10 protein-coding genes are annotated in these 20,705 nt (G+C 48.3%); 8 read left to right on the forward strand and 2 right to left on the reverse strand.

What is annotated here, in order from left to right; translation table 11 throughout:
* The first annotated feature begins 1 nt into the window (after position 1).
* The 4 genes from NST40_RS15275 (at position 2) to NST40_RS15290 (ending at position 6,124) form a co-directional block, all read left to right on the forward strand.
* Positions 2-886, forward strand: a complete 885-nt coding sequence (locus NST40_RS15275; RefSeq protein WP_342410869.1) for a carbohydrate ABC transporter permease — start codon at positions 2-4, stop codon at positions 884-886.
* A 142-nt stretch (positions 887-1,028) separates the two neighbouring features.
* The gene (locus NST40_RS15280) at positions 1,029-2,459 is read left to right on the forward strand and encodes a hypothetical protein (protein ID WP_342410870.1); all 1,431 of its coding nucleotides are present in this window, start codon (positions 1,029-1,031) and stop codon (positions 2,457-2,459) included.
* Between the two features lie 101 nt (positions 2,460-2,560).
* Positions 2,561-5,023: a hypothetical protein gene (locus NST40_RS15285; RefSeq protein ID WP_342410871.1), complete on the forward strand. Its 2,463-nt coding sequence runs from the start codon at positions 2,561-2,563 to the stop codon at positions 5,021-5,023.
* Between the two features lie 60 nt (positions 5,024-5,083).
* Positions 5,084-6,124: a hypothetical protein gene (locus NST40_RS15290; protein ID WP_076144076.1), complete on the forward strand. Its 1,041-nt coding sequence runs from the start codon at positions 5,084-5,086 to the stop codon at positions 6,122-6,124.
* A 370-nt stretch (positions 6,125-6,494) separates the two neighbouring features.
* On the opposite strand, the gene NST40_RS15295 is transcribed toward NST40_RS15290, so the two are convergent.
* Together NST40_RS15295 and NST40_RS15300 are read right to left on the reverse strand one after the other, a co-directional pair.
* The gene (locus tag NST40_RS15295) at positions 6,495-8,222 is read right to left on the reverse strand and encodes a sensor histidine kinase (protein WP_339248741.1); all 1,728 of its coding nucleotides are present in this window, start codon (positions 8,220-8,222) and stop codon (positions 6,495-6,497) included.
* 31 nt (positions 8,223-8,253) lie between these two features.
* Entirely contained in the window at positions 8,254-9,537 is a 1,284-nt protein-coding gene (locus NST40_RS15300) for a response regulator (RefSeq protein ID WP_342410872.1), read from the reverse strand.
* Between the two features lie 270 nt (positions 9,538-9,807).
* Between NST40_RS15300 and NST40_RS15305 the strand changes: the two genes are divergently transcribed.
* The 4 genes from NST40_RS15305 to NST40_RS15320 all read left to right on the forward strand — a co-directional run bounded on the left by NST40_RS15305 (position 9,808) and on the right by NST40_RS15320 (position 20,677).
* Positions 9,808-11,982: an alpha-amylase family protein gene (locus NST40_RS15305; protein WP_342410873.1), complete on the forward strand. Its 2,175-nt coding sequence runs from the start codon at positions 9,808-9,810 to the stop codon at positions 11,980-11,982.
* A gap of 63 nt (positions 11,983-12,045) precedes the next feature.
* The gene (locus NST40_RS15310) at positions 12,046-14,211 is read left to right on the forward strand and encodes a GH92 family glycosyl hydrolase (protein ID WP_342410874.1); all 2,166 of its coding nucleotides are present in this window, start codon (positions 12,046-12,048) and stop codon (positions 14,209-14,211) included.
* A 417-nt stretch (positions 14,212-14,628) separates the two neighbouring features.
* Entirely contained in the window at positions 14,629-15,726 is a 1,098-nt protein-coding gene (locus NST40_RS15315) for a hypothetical protein (RefSeq protein WP_076125520.1), read from the forward strand.
* 25 nt (positions 15,727-15,751) lie between these two features.
* A complete protein-coding gene (locus tag NST40_RS15320; protein WP_342410876.1) occupies positions 15,752-20,677 on the forward strand; it encodes an S-layer homology domain-containing protein in 4,926 nt (1,641 codons plus the stop codon).
* Positions 20,678-20,705 lie beyond the last annotated feature (28 nt).

Consider the following 20,705-nt stretch of genomic DNA (forward strand, 5'->3'; position numbering starts at 1 on the left):
TATGAAAACTAAAGAAGCATATGGCATTATCGGCAATATAGAATACAGATCACCTTGGGTGCGCCTGCTGTATTGGTGCATGTTCATTCTGATGATTGTGCTGGCCGCTGTCTGTATTTTGCCTCCGGTCTGGATTATGGTCTCAAGTCTGAAGGACATCAAAGAGTTTTATGCAATCCCGCCCACCCTGATCCCCCGCTCGTTCAATGTTGGCAAGCTATGGGAGACCTGGCAGGAGTTTAACTTCCTCAGTTATTATCTGAATACGGCTTATCTGGCCGCAGGTTCTGTACTGTTCTGCCTTACTTTTAACGGACTGGCCGGATATTTCTTCTCCAAGCTAAAGCCGCGGGGCAGTGCCCTGCTGTTTGCACTGATCGTGTGGACCATGATGGTGCCGAATACAGTGGGCATGGTGCCGCTGTTTAAGAATCTGATTGATTTTCCGCTGTTGCACTTGAACCTGACCAATACTTACTGGCCGATGTGGTTTATGGCTGCTGTGAATCCGGTGGTAATTCTGATCTTCAAAAACTTTTTCGATACCATCCCACAAGCGCTGCTGGAAGCAGCCAAAATTGACGGAGCGAGCACAATCGGTATTTTTATTCGAGTCATTCTCCCGCTCAGCGGACCAGTTATGGCTACAATTACAATCCTTACGATGAACAGTGTCTGGCAGGACTTCTTCTGGCCCTTTATGGTGCTGAAGGATAAATCCACCTGGTCGGTCATTGTGGCTATTTACAATCTGAAGGCGACATTGCCGCAGGACATACAGTTTATTGCGTTGACTTTTGCGATTCTGCCGCCGATTATCCTGTTTATTTTTTTCCAAAAGTACATTATGAACGGGCAATCCTTCGGCGGCAGTGTTAAAGGGTAACATCACCCGATCACAAACCATTTCACAGTTTTGCCCCGTAGGGTGCTGCAGAAGGTGCATGTTAAGATGATTTCAGATTCAAAAAGAAAGCGCTTTACATGCTGCGAAGAATGCTTTAACAATAAGACTAGGGGGAATTACATTGAAAAAAGGACACACCAAGAACCTGACAGCTACACTGGCACTTACGCTGCTTTTTTCTGCCGGACTGGCTGGCTGTGGAGGCGGCTCCAATGAGAAGAATGCCGGAGGAAAGACGGAGACAGCGGGCAATCAACAGGTGACGATCAAGGTCAGTAACTGGCCAAAGCCGAATGAGGAAGCCAAAATCGCCCAGTATGAGCAGGTCATGGCGAAGATGAAAGCCAATTATCCGGAAATTATTGTGGACAAAGATGAATGGGGTTATGATGTCAGCTCATTCCTGCCAAAAGCGGCCAGCGGCCAGCTTCCGACGGTATACGAAACCTTTTTTACAGAAACAAGCAAAATCATCAAGGCAAATTACGCGGCTGACATAACGGATACGATGAAAAAATATGGCTACGACAAGGCGATCAATCCAGATCTGCTGAAAATGGTTACCATGGACGACAAGTATTATGGGATTCCGAAGGACGGATACGTCATCGGTATGCTCTACAATATGAATCTTTTCAAGGAGGCTGGACTGCTGGACGACAAGGGGATTCCTAAATTTCCTAAAACATATGAAGAGCTAGCAGAAACTGCGCAGATTATTAAACAAAAGACCGGTAAAGCCGGAATGTTCTTGCCTACAAAAAGTGGTCAAGGCGGTTGGATGTTCATGAACATTGCCTGGGCATACGGAGCAGAATTTGAAAAACAGGTAGACGGGAAATGGCAGGCAGTGTTCAATTCGCCGGAAGCAGCAGCGGCCCTGCAATATGTGAAGGACTTAAAATGGAAATATGATGTACTGCCCGACAACAATCTGGTCGATGTTACGAACGATATGTTCCGCTTGTTCGGAACCGATCAGGTCGCTATGAGCTTCGGCACGAATGACTGGTCACCGGTCATCCAGCAACAGACTAAGATGTCCAAGGACAATGTGGCAATGTCCGCGCTTCCAGTAGGACCAATCGGGAAACCTGTAACCCTGCTCGGTGGCGGCCTATATATGTTCTCGCCTAATGTAACACCTGAGCAGATTGATGCCGGATTCAAATGGCTAAAAACCTACGGATTTACACCAGAGTCCTCTGAAGAGGCACTGACCGGTTGGGATATTGAGAAGAAGACACTGAGCGATCAAGGGCTGATCGTAGGGCCTTACGGGCTGCGGATTTGGACTGATGAGAAACGGATTGGAGAAGAACAAAAGATTCTCGACAAATACAACAACGTCAATCTGGATTTGTTCCGTGATTATATGGACAATGGCAGCAAAGGCATGCGGGCGGAAGAACCAGTCAACGCACAGGAATTGTACCAAAAGCTGGATATCGTACTGCAAACCGTACTGACGGACAAGAACGCAGATCCGCAACAGATCTTGGATAGGGCTGCCGAAGAATTCCAACGTGATTATCTCGATAAGGTTAAATAAAACGCAGACCAACGGCGACGTCGTCCTTCTGAAGGGCGGCGATGCCGTTTCTGCGTAGATTGCCTTAACTACTTAAATGAGATAAAGGAGATATGCATAACATGGCAGCAAAAGAATGGGGAGACTGGGGAGCACGCTGGATCTGGCCGCAGGAGGAGCAAGGATCAGCGGATAGGGAACAGCAGCACGAGGGTGCGTACTTTCGCAGAGTGTTCGAACTGCCAGCTGGTATCGGAAAGACCTGCACCCTGGATTTGGCCATTACCGCAGACAGCCGCTACAGGCTGTTCGTCAATGGGCAGCGTTTATGGGCCGGTCCTTGTAAAGGACATGGTCATATACAGTATTATGAAGAATTCAGTCTGGACAATGTTCTACAACCAGGTTTAAATGTGCTTGCTGTTATGGTCGTTCATTATGCAGGGACTACGCCCTTTGAACTGGGTGAAGACGGACCTTTGTCCGTCTGGCGCTCGCAAAAAGGTGGGCTGCTTGTGGAAGCGGCAGTTACACAAGGCGGGCAGCTAGTACAGGAGCTAAATACGGATAGCTCATGGAAAAGTATTAAGGATCGCAGCTATAAGCTCCAGCAGTTTCCGATCATACGCTGGATGGGTGGACTGGAAGAAGTGGAGGGTGACGCAGCGCTGCTGGATTGGACACTGCCCGAATATGATGACAGTGCCTGGCTTGCTAGCGGAATTGTGCAACCGGTGCGGGATGAATATGGCCAATTAACCCCTTGGCAGCTGGCCCGGCGTCCGATTCCGCTGTTGTATGAGCGGGAGCAATTTTTTCTGAAGCTGATGCGCAGCAGTAGCGGGGAAGGGCATGCCTTTTTTGAGGAAGGGCATAGTCTGGAGTTGCGAAATGGAGATGGCGGCGCTTCACCCAACGCAGTACTGCCTTCCGCTGGAATAACAATAGAAGCAGGGCAACATTTTTGGTTGGAGTTGGATGCTGGCGAGCTAACCACAGGGTATTTGCAGCTTAGACTTCTTAGAGGCAAAGGTAGCCGGATTACCCTATTATGCGCTGAGTGTTATGAAGAAGAAACGGGGGATGATGAGATTCGCCGCAAAGCTGTCCGCGATAATACGAAGGAACATGTATTAAGAGGCGGTTACGATAGCTATCACCCGGCAGGTTACGGCATCTCTGCGCGTACGGAAATCTACGAACCGTTCTGGTTCCGTACCTTCCGCTATGTACGGCTGGAAGTGCAGGCTGGTGTCGAGCCTCTAACGATTTCCAGCTTTAGCTATAGGGAGACCGGATATCCACTGCAGCCGGAAGGAAACTTTCACTGCTCCGATGAACAATATAACCAACTATGGGAGCTCAGTGTACGAACACTTCAGCGCTGCATGCATGAGACCTACGAGGATACTCCGTATTATGAACAGCTGCAGTATACCATGGATACCAAACTGATGATGGAGTTTACGTACCTATTATCAGGGGACGACCGGTTAGCGCGGAGAGCTATGGAAGATTATAAGGCCTCTCAGCTACCAAACGGGATGCTGCAAAGTCGCTATCCCTCTGTGCTGCCGCAGGTCATTCCTTCCTTCTCCCTATATTGGATCGGAATGATTCATGACCACTACAGATCCTTCGGGGATATGGCCTTGGTGAATCAGTACCGGTTAGCGCTGTTATCTGTGCTGGACTGGTTCGATCAACATCTGACTCCGGAGGGTCTGGTGGACAGAACGCCCCGCCAATATTGGAATTACTTCGATTGGGTGGAGGAATGGCCGCTCGGCGCACCGGATTGTACGGATGATGCACCCGCAACCGTACTGAGCCTGATGTATGCGGCCGCGCTGGAGCAAGCGACTGAATTGCTTGCAGCCAGCGGTTGGACACAGATTGCTGGTGAACTGCGTCAACGCAAAGCGGCGGTCAACGCTGCGGTAATGGATTGCTGCCGGCTAACGAACAGTCTGCTGTTCCGCGACAGTCCGGAGGCAACTGCGGGAACGCAGCATAGCCAGCACACGCAGGTCTGGGCGGTTTTGGCGGGCACAGTGGATGTTGTAGAAGGGGCGGCACTGCTGGAGTCAACGTTAACAGACACATCACTGGCTAAGCTTTCGTTGCCGATGAGCTACTATCTATTCCGCGCGCTAGAGAAATGCGGAATGTATGACCGCTCGTTCGGACTATGGACACGGTGGTTGAAGCAGTTGGAGCTTAATCTCACTACACTTCCAGAAATAGATTCAACCGGCACCAGAAGTGACTGCCACGCATGGAGCGCACTGCCGATCACTGAGTTCACCAGAGGGATATTGGGTGTCCAACAAGGAATAGAGGGAATAACTATAAAGCCCCACTATGGAGAACTGCGGCAGGCCAGCGGAACCGTAAATACAAGTATCGGCCCAATAAACATCAAATGGGAGATCCGTTCAGTAACAGGACAGGAGATCTTCCACATGAAAGCTTCCTGGCAAACCGGATCGGCAATTACAATAATTCTGCCTAATCATGAAGTGCATGAGACAGATGAGGGTTCCTTTTACAAGGAGATCGACATTAGTCACCTTAGCTGTTAGTCTGATTTCAGTTGATTTTGTTTTCATGATTCATACACCGGAGGGGGATGGGGAAGTCATATGTTCAGATCGTTCGGCCGCAATATCCGCCTAGTCCTGGTGTTGTTCATTACTGTCTATATTGTCGCTTCGAGCTTCATTCTGTACCGTACTATGGAGCATAGAAGCCTTGACATGCTGCGGCAGCTATCCGTTCAGTACACTGGCCAGCAGCATAAGAACACACTTCTGTTCATGAACTGGCTGGAGGAGACCTCGAAGCTTATATCCAACAACCAGGTGGTGCAGAATGCGCTGAAAAAACCAACATATGACGGGGCAATCTCTCCGATACTTGAGGGCATACGTTCTTCCAGTAGTGACATTCTCGGCATTTACATTTGGGGAGAAGCAGGGGGAACTTACTCCTCGAGCAATGTTTCCGGGTTGCTGCCCTTTGCAGAGATCAAAAAAGAACCAGGGATGGAACAATTTCTAAATAACCGAGAGCAGGCTTTGCGCTGGACGGTGCTGAACCGGGAGCATCTAATGAATGCACCTTCGGATCTGCGCGACCGTCTGTTGCTTGAAGTAAAAATTAAGGGTTCGATGGGAGACGTCCTCGGTCTGCTCTCGCTCGAAGTGGAGATTGACAAGCTTTACAGCTTCTACCTATCTGGCGAGAATACAATCTACGGGGAAAATGAAGTTTACCTACTGACCGGAAACGGGAAGCTATTGAGTGCTGCCGATGTCCCGAAGGAGCGCCTGCAGGAGATCAAAGCAGCACTAGTTACTTCGGAAAAAGCTACCTTGGCTGAGCCAGTGACACAGGGTATCGATCAAAATAGTACAGGCAGAGGTGATGCAGATCTGCTGGAGCGGGAAACGGCTGACGGCCTGATTTTGCTCTATCCACTACCGGAATCGGCAGAGCGGATTGTCACCTATATCTCAGCAGATGGCATGAATGCAGAGCTGCGAACGTTTAAGTATTTAATGCTCGCCCTGAACATCGTAGTGTTCATAGTGTTCTGGCTGCTGATCTCAGTGCTTAGCGGCAGTATAGTTAATCCACTGAAGCAGTTGTACCTGAAGATTAATTCAACAATGAAAGACTAAGATAAGATGGAGTCTGAATCATGAAAATCGCTAACCGAAGTGTATTTCATACATCTAGCGTGGGCAATAAACGGATGAAGTAAGATATAGTTGTATTCAGTACACTTATTATTCGGAAAGTTAGTTGCTGCCAACAGAATTGGAACGTATAGATGTACCAAATACACTTAAACTTCTGCTCGCTGCAAAAAAAGGGTGCTTTAGCTGTATTAAATACAACTAAAGCACCTATAATTCTCGAAAGTATCTTTAATTTGCCACTACTCAGAATAAAACAAGAAATCGTCTTTTTAAGCAAAGTAGAAGTCCCGCCTACCCACTCAAAAAGGATCGATTTCTTTGTTATGTCCGCATTTATAAACTAAATTCGCTAATTGGGCAGTTCCTTCTTCAAGTTGATCGTAACTGTGGTGCCTTGCCCCGGTGTGCTGGAGATACTTAAACCATATTGAGGGCCATATTCCAGTTTAATTCGTTCGTCCACATTTCTTAGTCCATACCCGCTCTGAAACAACACATCTTCCTTGGCTTGGCTAAGCGTCGCACCGTTGGAAAATCCCACCCCGTCATCAGTCACTGTGAAGCGAATCTCATCTGCCACTAATTCGCCTTTAATCCAGATTCGGCCCATCCCGCGTTTCTCGCTGATGCCGTGTTTGATCGCATTCTCTGCAATAGGCTGAAGAATCAGCTTCAGAATGCGAACCTTGCGCAGCGATTCCTCAATCTCGTATTCAATCTCGAACTTATCCGGAAACCTCATTTGCTCAACTGTCACAAAACTCTGCACCAAGCGGATTTCTTCGTCCACGGTCACGAACTTGTCGCCTTTATGCAGGCTGATTCGAAAAAAGGTAGCTAATGAAGAAATCAGCCGTTCGATATCGGGCTGCTTCTTCAGTCGGGCAATCCAGGCAATTGCATCCAGTGTGTTGTAGAGAAAATGGGGATTGATCTGTGATTGAAGTGCGGTCAGCTCAGCTTTCCGTTGCTTTTCTTTCTCCTCATCTTTCTCCAGCATTAATTGGCTGATCCGCTCCACCATCTGATAGTAGCTGTTCTCAAGCTGAAAAATCTCATCAACCTGACCGCGCTGTTCATAAACAGCGGCCAGATCTTTTTTGCCAAACAGGCTCAGCTTCTTCTTCAAGTTCAGCAGTGGACGGGTGATTTTGGCTGCCAGATAGAAGGAAAAAATCAGTAGCACAATAAAGGTAACGCTGGCGAACAGAAGCGCATTTTGATTGCCTTTGGCGATTCCCGAGAGCAGTTTGTGATTGGAAATCACACTGGTGAATTCCCAGCTGACCCCAAGTGTCTCCAACCGGGGATTCAAAGGATAAGTAGCAATGATGTAGGAATTTTCGTTATCTGACCAGGTACGATAGCCTTCTTTTTTACCTGGGCGAAGAGGGGCGTTTTCCTCCAAAAAATTGCCCAAGAGCCGTTTGTCGGGGTGAGAAATAATCCGATTGTCGGAAGTCAGGAAGGAGTAGCCGATGCCAGTGAAGCTGGAGGAATACAGGTCCGCCAAAGCAGCCTCCCTGACATAAATGATCACGACCCCGATATTTTGCCCTGTATTGAAATTGCGGAACTGCTGGCCGAATGGAATATACGCATTGCCTTCTCCATCCCGTTTGATCTCACCGACAACAGGCATGCTGCTCTCCTGAATGCGTTTGATGAACAGGGCTTCAGGCACCTCCAGCATCTGCTCCTTAGACTGGTAAGAATAAAGCATATTATCGTTGGTGCTGATAATCACGTTACCCACCAGGTCGTTCTGGGCCAGCATACCGTCGATGATAGCTCCGATTCGCGATTCCTTATCAGCTGACGGCAGGGAATCATTATTGATGATTTGGTAGATATCACTGTTCACCAGAAACCGCAGAAACAACATTTGAATGTCATCGACCATGAGCTCCACGCTAAGCCCAATTTGGCGCTGAGTCTGAACGACATGGCGGTACAGATCCTTTTGCAGGTAGGTATAGGAATAAAAATTGAAAATAACGAGCATCAGCACCAGATGCAGAGACAGTCCTGCTAACAGAACAACAACAATCCGGCTTTTGATCTTGAACCGCCTCATCCAGGAATCCATCCGGTTGGCTAGTCTCCGCTTACCCATAGGTTTTTGCATATTCACTCGGCGGGATGCCCGTCATTTTTTTGAAGATCTGGCTAAAGTATTTGGAGTCGGTGAAGCCGACCTGATTGCCAACCTCGTACACCCGATACTTCGGATTGCGCAGCATACGTTTGGCTTCCTCGATACGGTATTCCGTCAGACATTCGTAAAAGGTTTTGTTCAGATCTTTACGGAATAGATGCATCAAATGGGTTGGACTGACGAAGACCGCCGCAGCAACCATCTCAACGGTAATGTTTCCGGCATAGTGCTCCCGGATAAAAGCGAGTGCGTCCCTGATTTCACGCCGGCACCGAGCCCCAGCCTCTTCTTCAGCATACAGCACACGTTCAATGCCAGAAAGGGCACGCTGCGCAGTAAGTACAGCCTGCCGGTATGAATCTACGATCCCGTTCCATTCTCCCGCAGGTTTACCTATGCCGACGCTTAAGGCCTGGCCGAAGTGCTGTTGGCTCCATTCAGATAGTTGTTTGCCCAATTTTCGTGCAGAATCTCCGGCCAGCTCTGGTTCCCCGGTCCGAAGGATCATAACCCACTCCAGATGGCTGTCCCGGAATAGACACAGTTGCTCAAAAGAATGCGCTTCCAGAATAGTCGCCGCTGCACCCTCCAGCGCTTTGCCTACAGTATTTCCTTGAAGGCCGTTATCAGGAGGAAAGGTAATGGACAGCGGTAGGATAGCTTTTCCAGGTTCCAATTGCAGTTCCAGTAATTTTATCTTATTTGAAATAAACTCTTCGTCATGCAGTTGGTCATGCAGCAAATCCTGCCAGAACTGCTTGGAGATCGAGGCCAATTCCTCATTAAGCTGTGAATACCGCTTGGAGAGTTGCTTTTTGCCAAGGATTTCATCCCCGACGCTTCGAACTGTATTTGCAAGTTCTTCTATATTAATGGGCTTTAGCAAATAGGTGGAGGCGCCATAACGCAAAGCAGCCTGCGCATATTGAAATTCGTCATAACCGCTGAGCACGACAATCCCTACGAGCATGTCCTGTTCCCGTATTTTTTCGATGAGCTCAAGACCGTTCATATACGGCATACGAATATCGGTAATGATCACATCTGGACGGTGCACTAGGGCAAGCTCCAATCCTTCCTCGCCATTGCTGGCTTCTCCTATGATCTCGACGTTGTATTCTGCCCAGTCTATGGTCTGGGTGATGCCCATGCGGACCAGATATTCGTCATCCACTACAAGCGCTTTCAACATTAGCTTCACCTCGAAGTAGTTTCTAATATGTCTTACAGCCATTATAAACATGAAACCTCTTAAAGAGGAGGTATAATTTCTGAGGTTGTCAGGATCGCAAACGATTTCGCAGTATATTCCCCGGTGACTCTGCGCAGTGACTGCCACGTAGCGTAAGGATCAAACATTTCAACAGCTTCGCAAACCGTTTCATAGGATTCCATCCTAACTTTTGCAAAATCCACTGTGATAGACTTTAAGCGTAAAAGAGCAGTAAGCGCTTTTATAAACATAGAGAGATCGAAATTGAACGTTGTAGGAGGAGTACACTAGATGCAAGATTCATTTATTCCATTTGGGTTTCAATATTACCGTTCCCCGACCCCCTTCCGTGATCAATGGGAACAAGACCTAAGCAATATTGCCGGACAGGGCTTCAATTGTGTGAAATATTGGGTACAATGGCGCGCGAGTGTGTCCAAAGAAGGGACCTATCATTTCGATGATATTCAGGAGCTAATGGATATTGCGCAGAGGAATGGTTTGAAGGTCATTTTGAATGTAATTTTCGACGTGGCGCCGGCCTGGTTCTATAAAAAATATCCTGATTCCAAAATGGTTACAGCGGACGGTTCCATTCTGGAACCAAGGGCGATTAACTGCCGCCAGATCGGCGGAGCGCCGGGGCCCTGTTATCATCATCCAGCTGCCGCCGAAGAAAAGGCAAAGTTTCTGGCGGAGACGGTGAAGACTTTTAAGGATCATCCGGCGCTCTGGGTCTGGGATTTATGGAATGAGCCTGAATTAACCACAGGAATCAAGCGCAAGTTGTCTTTTGACAACCAGGTGTGTTATTGCGAGCAATCGCTGTGGGTGTTCCAAGAATGGCTGAAAAATAAATATGTTACTTTGGAAGCCCTCAATGAATCATGGCAGCGGACTTACGGGAGCTGGGAGGAAGTAGAGGCACCGCGTGGACAAGGCGTATTTAATGATCTGGTGGACTGGCGCCTGTTCATGTCCGGTACTTTAACGGATGAGCTGCGGAGCCGGGTAGATATAGTGAAGTCACTGGATCTTTTGCATCCTGTTATGGCCCACACTGTGCCCGCCCCTATCTTTAATATGATTACAGCGGGTTCGGACGACTTCAAGCTGGCTGAGCCCTGTGACTTGACAGGCAATAGCCTTGGGTCCTCGGCCTGGTCTGCTGATCTACTGATCTCTGCCGCCAAAGGTAAACCCATTATCAATTCGGAGATTCATGCTTTGCCAGGCAATACTGCAATGAAGCCGCGTCAGCCGGAACTGCGGGAAATGAAACGGCATATTCTGACCCCGCTCGCTCGTGGCATCACGGGATATTTGTTCTGGCAGTACAGACCAGAGATATTGGGACAGGAGGCCCCTGCATGGGGCAGTGTATATTTGGACGGAAGTCCAAGCCCATGGTACAAGGATATGGCTCATCTAAATAAGCTGGTGCAAAACAATAAGCAAGAGCTGATGCATGCAAAACGGCGCGGAGACGGGATTGCCATTCTGTTCAGTCCGCAGAACCAGGTTGCTAACTTTGCGGCACATGATCATCTGGACACCTACAACGATTCCTTACAAGGCGCCCATAAACTACTGCATGAGCTCAATTATAAAGTTGAATTTCTGCATGAGACGGATGTTAACGAGAAGACACTGGAGCAATACCACTGCTTGTGGATGCCTTATCCTCTATATTTGAACCGCAAACTGTGTGACATCCTACGCCAGTGGGTGGAAAAGGGCGGGATCTTGATTTCGGAATGCTCGTTCGGTGCACTTCAGGCAGAGAATGGCTGCCACAGCTATACGGTGCCCGGTTATGGATTTGACCAGGTGTTCGGGGTCCGTGAGACTTGGATTCATTCCGCTGAGAACCTGGATCACAGCTATCATCAGGTTGCGTTCGAATCACGGACAGCGATTCCGTTGCGGAATGTTATGGAGCACAGCAAGGCGGAGGAATCGGCAGCAGACGATACGGCGCACGGATCCTATTACAAATCGGATATCGAGCTGGAAAGCCATGTGAAGGTACTGGCTGAATTTGCCGAGGACCGCATGCCTGTGTTGACTACCGCCGCTTATGGCAACGGGCGGGCCGTATGGTTTGGTACCTTGCTTGCGGCTGCCTACTGGCAGGATGGACATCCCGGAACGCTTCAGCTGGTGCGGGATCTATTACAGAAGGAACTAAAGCTGCAGCCGTATGTACAAGCAAGCGGTGGTGTCCGCGCGGATCTCTCCGAGTGGGAAGGTGAGCAGGACCGAGGGGCATTTCTTTATGTTCATAATGAAGGGGATATGGCGGTTAAGGCTGACGTTACGCTGGGTAGTGTTTATACTTCTGTCGAACCGTGGTTTGATGATGGCAGCGCTGAAATTCAACCAATGAATCTATTGAAACCCACAACTACAAAACTGTCTGTGCGGGTGGAAGCTGGAGATGTTCAAGTATTCCGATTATCTTAACCGGTATCAGTAAAGAGCGGAGAATATAGAGCCGGTGAAAACTGGCTAAAGGAGTGTATCTATTTGGGTTGGTTAGATTATGTAAATCCATTACAGGGGACGGAGTCAGATTTCCGGTATTCACATGGCAATACACTGCCACTTACAGCGATGCCATTTGGTATGGCGGCTTGGTGCCCGCAAACCTATGAAGCAGGTGGAACCTGGTTCTTCCACCCGCGCCATCGCCACCTAGAGGGCATCCGGCTGACCCATCAGCCCAGCCCGTGGATCGGAGATTATGGGCATCTGACCCTGTTGCCGCAGACAGGTCCACTGCTGCTCAGTCCCGGTTCACGTTCTTCTTCCTTCAAAACGGAAGAGATGCAAGTGTTCCCTCACTATTTCGATGTGTTTCTTCAACGTTACCTCACCCGGCTGGAGCTGACTCCAACCGAACGTTGTGCAGCGATAAGAATAACTTTCGCTGAGAGGCAGCAGAACAGGCTTATTATAGCACCTCTGAAAGGTGATTCACATCTCACCTTCCAGCCGGATAAACGTAGAATCACCGGCTACACAAGAGGCCATACCGCCGGAGTGCCTGATAATTTCGCGATGTATTTCGTGTTCCAGTTCGATAGGGATTTTCACATGGAGGAGTCGGGAATCTTTAACGGAGATTATCAGCCACTGGAGACCCATGAAGGGACTGGCGAACGACTGGGCGCTTACGTAGGAATAGCTACACCGGAATCTGGCATAGTGGGAGTGAAGTGCGGGACTTCCTTTATTAGCGGAGAGCAGGCGCTGCTTAATCTGAACCGAGAGATTGGGGAAGACAGCTTCGGAGAGATCTTGAATAGAGCAGAGGCAAGCTGGGAAGAACGGTTGGGGCGCATTGTTGCTGAAAGCGCAGATGAAGAGAACCTCCGCACCTTTTACAGCTGCATGTACCGAATCTGCCTGTTCCCGAGAACGTGGCATGAATATAACGAGCAGAACGAGAAAATCCATTACAGCCCTTTTAATGGCAGCATCTGCCAGGGTCCAATGTATTCGGATATCGGGCTGTGGGATGTATACCGAACCAGCCTTCCTTTATACAGTATCTTATTCCCATCTTTATTGGGTGAGATTATACAGGCGTGGACATTGGCATACAAGGAGAGCGGCTGGCTGCCAAAGTGGCTGTCACCAGGGGAGCGCAGTGCCATGCCAGGCACACTGATTGATGCCGCAGCTGCGGATGCCGTGGTTAAGGGCATCGGCGGATTTGATACAGAGGTACTGTATGAAGGTCTTCTGAAGCATGCAGATCGTCCATCAGTGGACGAGAAGCTGGGCAGAAGGGGCCTTGAATTGTACTTGCAGCATGGTTATCTGCCGCATGACCGTTTCCATGAAAGTGTAAGCAACACGTTGGATTATGTATACGGAGATTTCTGTATTGCGCAGATGGCCAAAACACTTGGCAAAATGGATGATTATGAGCGTTTTATGGCTCGGGCACAGAATTATAAGCTGCTGTTTGATCCAACAGTTGGGTTTATGAGAGGTCGCAATGAGGACGGTACTTGGCAGGAAGCATTTGATCCTCTGGAGTGGGGTAATCCGTTTTGTGAAGGCGGGGCTTGGCAGGGGAGCTGGGCAGTGCCCCACGACTTCTCGGGACTAGCCGGGCTGATGGGTGGTGAAGAGGCTTTTGTCCAGCGTCTGGATCAGTTGATGACCGAGGAACCGGTATTTAAAGTGGGATCCTATGGTTTGGAAATACACGAAATGTCGGAAATGGCCTCCGCCGATCTGGGGCAGTTTGCCATCAGCAATCAGCCGAGCTTCCACATTCCTTATATATTTGCCAGACTGGGTGTGCTGTCCAAAACGCAATATTGGGTCCGCAAAACCATGACCAAACTGTTCAGCAGCCAGATGGATGGTTTACCCGGCGACGAAGATAACGGCAGCATGGGTGCTTGGTTTATTTGGAGCGCCATCGGCCTGTACCCTTTAAGTCCTGGAATTCCTGAATATGTGCTCGGCAGCCCGCTTTTTGATAAGGTAACTATTCAGCTTGAAAATGGGCAGCAATGGATCATTGAAGCAGAGAACAACAGCCCCGCCAATGTGTACAGTAAATCCGTCCACTGGAACGGATCGCTATGGCAGCACCACTCTCTGTCACATGATGAGATTGTCAAAGGTGGAGTCTTGAATTTCTGTATGTTTTCGGGCACAGATCAGTCTTAAGAACAATGCAAGGCAGTCTGGAAAATTCCGGACTGCCTTTGTTTTTATTAGATGATTTTACAATCAAAAAAAATTGAGGAACACACTGAATCGGTGATGAATGCAAATCGACTTTTCTATAAATCACTCCGATCCCGTAATTGCATGGAAATCATGCTTGATATACAACAAGCTGCTGCTCACTCCCGACAAACGCGCTGAATTTTTGCACATTGTACAACATTCCACGTTCGAATACGTAACTTCTCTATTCTCCGACAGCATTTTTTTATAGGGCGAAAACTGGGCTTTACGGTCAAATCGTGAAATGGCAAACCATTTCGCAGCTTTCCCGCCTGTTATTTCAACGTAAACATGTCTAATATCGAAGAGAATGAAAGCGCTTAACATCGAGGATGAGAGAGGAGGAAATAACTTATGACTCTAAAACTTCATTCCAAAAGAAATCAGCTAATCGTTATTCTGACCGCTCTGTTAGCAGGAAGCCTGCTGCTGATTGGTGCGAAGAAGTTGCAAGCTCCACAAGCAGAAGAAATGCTTCTGACCCTTAACGGGCAGGAGGCCACAGCAGCGGAGTTCAACTGGCATCTTCAAATGAATCGGGCACTGATTGTTGATTATTTTAAACAAACTTACAACGCCGACTATTCAAAAGACTTCTGGTCTGCCTACTATTCCGGCGAAAATCCAATGCAGAAATGGATCAATACAGCTCAAACTCAGCTTTTGACGAAGCGGATGGAGCTACAGCTTGCTCAAGAAGCAGGAGTCGTAACGGATATCAGTTTTGAAGGTTTTCTCAAGGAAATGGAGCGCGAGAATAATCGGCGGAGTCAGGCAGCAGCGAATAAGGAGGTGGTGTATGGTCCTCTTCATCTGGAGGCGCAGGCCTATTTCAGTTATTACATGAGCAACCTTGAGGATGCCACGATTGAGGCCATGCGCAGTAACGGAAGTATCGTGATTTCAGACGAACAGGTGAAATTGGAATATGCAGCAAATCTAATTGCGAAATATTCTCTGCCGGGAACGATTCGTCTGGAATGGGCAACGCTTCCCTTTGGCCCAGAAACAGAGTACAAAGATCAGCAAAAAGCCTTAGAAAGAATGGAAAAGCTCCATGCAATAGCAACAGCGACAGCAGCAACAGATTCTTCAGGCACAGGCTTCCAAGACCAGGCAAAAGAGTTTGGCGTAAACGTTGGCGAGGTGAAAATAACAAGTGCTTCACGGCGAACAGCAGCTCTGGAAAATCCAAAGGTATTGCTTACCGCAGAGCAACTGGCGCCGGGAGAGATTAGCAGTTTGTTTGCTGAAAATGGGGCTATCCATCTACTTTACTGCCTGTCGGCAGATGATGCAGTTGTTCAACCGCTCGATCATGTGAAGGATGCCATCGCACTGAATTTGGCGCAGCAGAAGTATAGATCCATTGTGGACGAAAAGCTGTCCGAAGCTGTCGTGGAATGGAATTACCCGATGGCTGAAGGTCTCGCAAACCAAACCATCCAATAAATGTTCAAGGGGGAATAATACAATAATGTTCAAAAAACTCGCAAAATCACTGCTTATAATGGTGCTGATCTTCACAGCGGTGCTTCCCGTAATGGGCGTTTCTGCCCATGCTGAAGAGGCGAATGCCGATGATTTCTCAACCCTACCGGCAGCGGAACACAGGTCCGAGAACTGGCTGATTGACAGTAGTAATCCTCAATTTTTCGGAGGAGATGCAGCCCGGCTGGTCAGAACCTCCACGGAGACTGGCTATGCCATTTACCCTTTGACTGGAGTTCAGTCGTTTACGCTTCAAGCGTATTATTTCTCTGGTTCCACGGCTGTTATCAAGTTCTACGGATCGCCAGATGCAGATATCTGGACGGAGCTTCCAGCCATCAACGACAGTCCAACCGCAACCGGTTCTGGCTGGTACGGAACAGTATATACACCCTTGGGGGCGCTGCCGGATGGTGTCAATTATCTCAAAATTGAAGTCAGTGGTGACCTCGATACCTGGCTGATGCAGCTTGGGCACCTTACGCTCTCCAATGTGTCGCTTGCACCACAAACGATTGTTGATGAGCTTGACGACATTGCACAGCTTTATACACACAGTACAAATTGGTCTTTAGATACAAGCAATTCCGCTTTTTTTGGTGGAGATCATTCTCGTGCGGTGAGAACAGCAGACTCAGCAGAATCACTCGTGTACCATTTGCATAATCTGCAACATTTCACAGCCCGCATGCATTCCTTTGCCGGGTCTAGCGGGACTATCAAGTTCTATGGTTCGGCGGATGCATCCACTTGGACAGAACTTTCTGCTGTTCATGAACCTCCACAGGCCACTGGTGATGCGGCTTGGACCGGGACGAATTATACTCCGGCACAGGGGATTCCTTCCGGACTTCATTACTTAAAAATAGAACTTAGCGGTGATTCCGCACCCTGGCTGATGCAACTAGGATCGGTCACCTTATCCAACCGCTTGCCTGGAGATGGAGGGAGCAGCGGTGGAGACGGAGAATATTATGTGGATTCATTTGCAGGCAGCGACAACAACGATGGAAAAACACCGGAGACTGCCTGGAAGACCTTTTCTATAGTGAATCAGACTACCTTTGAGGCTGGGGATCGGATTTTATTAAAGAAGGGTGGAATCTGGAACGAACAATTATATCCTAAGGGCAGCGGCACAGATGAAGAACCGATTACAATATCTGCCTATGGGAGTGGAAGCAAACCGGTTATCAACGGTGGAGGCATGGCCGGAGCAGCTGTATACCTACGTAACGCCTCGAACTGGGTGATTCGGGATCTTGAAGTCACTAATTATGCTTCCGAGAGGGGAACTGTTTACCGGGAAGGTATTATGGTGGAGAATGCTAATGGAGGAACATTAAGTAATATCCGCATTCAGGATAACTATGTCCATGATGTATCAAGCAGTTTCCGTTATCCGACGGTTTCCGGAGCCGAAGGTGGCCCGCATGCGTTTGGAGGTATCTCCGTATATGTGGGCGGAACGACGGGCACGGACAAGTTCGATGGGGTATGGATCGAGGGCAATACAGTGGAACGGATAGGCCGGACCGGTATTGTGGTATGGGATCAGCGTTTTAACGGAGCAGACTATGCTACGGTCAATGTTACGATTCGTGGAAATTATGTCAAACAAGCCGACAGCGACGGTATTCTCACCTTCGGTGCGGATGGAGCGGTGATTGAGCATAATATAGCGGAGGAAGGCGGAAATTATTCCGAAGAAGGCGAGTTTAACGGCTCTGCCGCAATCTGGCCGACTCGCGGCAAGAATAATATCGTCCAGTTCAATGAGTCTTATAACACGAACAAACCAGAGGGAGATGGTCAGGGCTTCAATCTGGATATCGATACGATGGACAGTGTTGTTCAATATAATTACAGCCATGGCAACAAAGGCGGGTTCATGCTTTTTGTCGATGCCCGTTTGACTCCAGGCGTGCTGACAGGCTCCTCTAACAATGTAGTCAGATACAACATCAGCCAGAATGATCTAACGCATACGTTTAATTTTGCAGGCGGGGTTACGCCAGATACACAAATCTATAACAATACTATCTATATCGGAGCTGGGCAAAACACCAAAATTATCGATCATGAATGGGATGACGCAGGAAATATTAACGCTCCATATTCTTTTAGGAACAATCTGGTCTACAACCTTGGTCAAGGAGGTTATAATCTGCCAGGGGTGAACGGTAGCTTCGACCATAATCTATTATATGGCAACCATCCAGTAAGCGAGCCGGAAAATTCCAATCCTATCACAGCAAATCCACTCTTAGTTGCTCAGGGCACCGCCGGAATGGGCTGGAATACAGTGGACGGTTACAAGCTGAGAGAGGGGTCTCCTGCACTTGGGGCCGGTGCTGTCATTGCAGACAACGGTGGGCGGGACTACTGGGGCAATCCCGTTTCAGCAGCAACTCCACCGAATATTGGAGCTTATAATGGACCCGGACTTGATCCTGCTACTCTTCCAGAAGCTCCTGTAGATGATCTGCGACTATATTTTCAAGGTTTAAAAATTGCTCCTCATATTACAGATGGTAATAACGGCGGCATGTCGCTACAACTTCAATTTACGAACAGTTCCAGTGTGGATCCTCTGAGAATTAAAAAGATTTCCTGGACCCTAGGGGAAGAGACTGGTCAGATCAGCGGTAGTGAATCGCAATTGTCTGAAATTGCCCCAAATAGTGGATTTACTTATTCAATTCCACTGCCGGGATTCTCTGAAGGGGTTAAATATCCTCTTGAGTTGACAGTTGACCTTGAAGGTTATGAGACAGTTCACCTCAAGCAAAACATAGATATTAACCGGATGCAGCATCAGTCCGATACACGAAGTCCAGCTCTGATTGATCTTGCGGACGGAACCCCTTTGCTCAACGGATATAAGGGTGCGGATGATCTTAGTGGAACAGCGCAACTACGCTGGGATGAAGAACACATTTATTTGACCGCCGATATCCGCGATGATGTATTCAGCCATAATGCCGCCGGGATTAATATTTGGCAAAATGACAGTATTCAGTTCAGTCTTGCTCCCGGTGTACCGGGCGATAGTCAATCCTGGTATGAATACGGAATCTCGCAAACACCAGAGGGGCCGCAAATATATCGTTGGCTGTCCATGAAAGGTGCAGCTACCGGAGTGTTGACTAAGGGAACTTTAAGTGTGACCAGAGATGAGGCGACCAAGGTTACCTCATATGCACTGGCACTACCTTGGAGCGAAATAAGCCCGATCCGTCCAGCGGCGAGCGATATCTTAAGCTTCTCCATGCTGGTTAACGATAATGATGGCGCGGGTCGAAAAGGATATATTGAATGGGGATCAGGCATTGGCGCTGCGAAGGACGCCTCACTTTTCCGCACCTTCCAGTTTATGAACGTAGAAGGTGAAGAAGAGACACCACTGAGTGATAATGCCGATTTGAGCGTTTTGAGTATGGACGGTACAGACATCCCTGGGTTTGACCGTAAGAAACTGACCTATACAATAAATGTGCCCTTTTCCAAGACAGCGGTGGCTGTAACTGGGACACCTTCTGATGCAGAAGCCAAATTGACGGTAACAGGCGGAAGTGAGCTTAAGGTAGGAGATAACAGAATCGATGTTAAAGTTACCGCTGCGAACGGCATAACAACTAAGACCTACACTTTGAATATAGTGCGAAGCGAAGAAGGTGGGGGAACAGATACGCCCGGCAATTCGTCCGGCAGCAATAATAGTGGCAACACAAATGAGAGTAGTGGAGGAAAAATAGTTAATCCAGTGAATATAATTTCAGCGGGCCGTATTCGCATTCAGGGTTCACCCGGTGCTGAAGGAATGAAAATTGCACAGCTTCCCACAGGAGAACTCCAAAAAGCGATGAAGGGAGTGCAAGATGGAGCTTTAGTACTTGAGCTTGCTGAAGAGGATGCGACTGCCAGTGGTGTGGCTTTTCAAGTGCCCATTCCCGAACTAAAAGATAATGTTACTTCCCTAACTGTAAAAGCAGGTGCTGCCACAATAACACTTCCAATTAACACTTTAGGTGAGAATATTCCAGAGGGTGCCCGGCAGTTGGAGCTATCTATCCATTTTGTTGATGCGTCAACCCTTCCAGTTGCCTTAAAAGAGAAATGGAAAACGCATGCTTTGTTCCGGATCTCAATGACGGTAGACGGTATTTCCAAAGAAACATTAAGCCCTTCTGCGGCAATGAAGGTATCATTTGGATATGAATTAAACCTTGATGAAGTCCCACATCAAGCCATCGTCTACTCTGTTACCGGTGAGGGAGTGGCCGAAGTGGTCAAAAACTCCAAATACGTATCAGGTACAGGCAAAACAACGTTTACAACAAGGGATTTTGGACTCTATGCTGCAGCTAATGCAAATATCCACTTCTCTGATGTTGATTCAGGCTCCACAGTCATCTTGGAAGCTTTGGCTTCCCGTGATCTTATTCATGGCACAGGCGGGGGCAAATTCGAGCCTGCCCGGCAAATTACAAGAGCGGAATTTGTTCAGCTGTTAGTATCAGCGCTAGAACTTCAAGCCGAGAGTAGCAGTACTTTCAAAGATGTGAGTTCAAATGCTTGGTATTCCCAAACTGTCTCAACAGCTCAGGCGCTAAAGCTTGTTAACGGACGTAGCGAAGGCGTATTTGCCGCAAAAGAACCTATCTCCCGCCAAGAAATGGCTGTTATTCTGTTTCGCGCTCTGAGCTTAACTGCTCTCCAGTCGGATATCTCCGGCAAGGCAGCAACTTTTGCCGATGAGAATCAAATCGGTTCTTACGCGATGGATGCGGTTGAGTACCTGCGGGAGACAGGAATTGTCAACGGTTATACCGACGGTACCTTCAGACCACTGAGCCTGACCACACGTGCGGAAGCCGCTGCTTTAATTTACAGAGTAATGGAATTGTAAGCACCACAAAAGAGCTGGAGCCAAGTTC

This window comes from Paenibacillus sp. FSL R10-2778, assembly GCF_038593035.1.
Classification (GTDB): domain Bacteria; phylum Bacillota; class Bacilli; order Paenibacillales; family Paenibacillaceae; genus Paenibacillus_AQ; species Paenibacillus_AQ odorifer.

Coding starts and splice junctions, on each gene's coding strand:
- NST40_RS15275 (WP_342410869.1), top strand. CDS start 2: ATGAAAACTAAAGAAGCATATGGCATTATCGGCAATATAGAATACAGA.
- NST40_RS15285 (WP_342410871.1), top strand. CDS start 2,561: ATGGCAGCAAAAGAATGGGGAGACTGGGGAGCACGCTGGATCTGGCCG.
- NST40_RS15290 (WP_076144076.1), top strand. CDS start 5,084: ATGTTCAGATCGTTCGGCCGCAATATCCGCCTAGTCCTGGTGTTGTTC.
- NST40_RS15295 (WP_339248741.1), bottom strand. CDS start 8,222: ATGAGGCGGTTCAAGATCAAAAGCCGGATTGTTGTTGTTCTGTTAGCA.
- NST40_RS15300 (WP_342410872.1), bottom strand. CDS start 9,537: ATGGCTGTAAGACATATTAGAAACTACTTCGAGGTGAAGCTAATGTTG.
- NST40_RS15305 (WP_342410873.1), top strand. CDS start 9,808: ATGCAAGATTCATTTATTCCATTTGGGTTTCAATATTACCGTTCCCCG.
- NST40_RS15315 (WP_076125520.1), top strand. CDS start 14,629: ATGACTCTAAAACTTCATTCCAAAAGAAATCAGCTAATCGTTATTCTG.
- NST40_RS15320 (WP_342410876.1), top strand. CDS start 15,752: ATGTTCAAAAAACTCGCAAAATCACTGCTTATAATGGTGCTGATCTTC.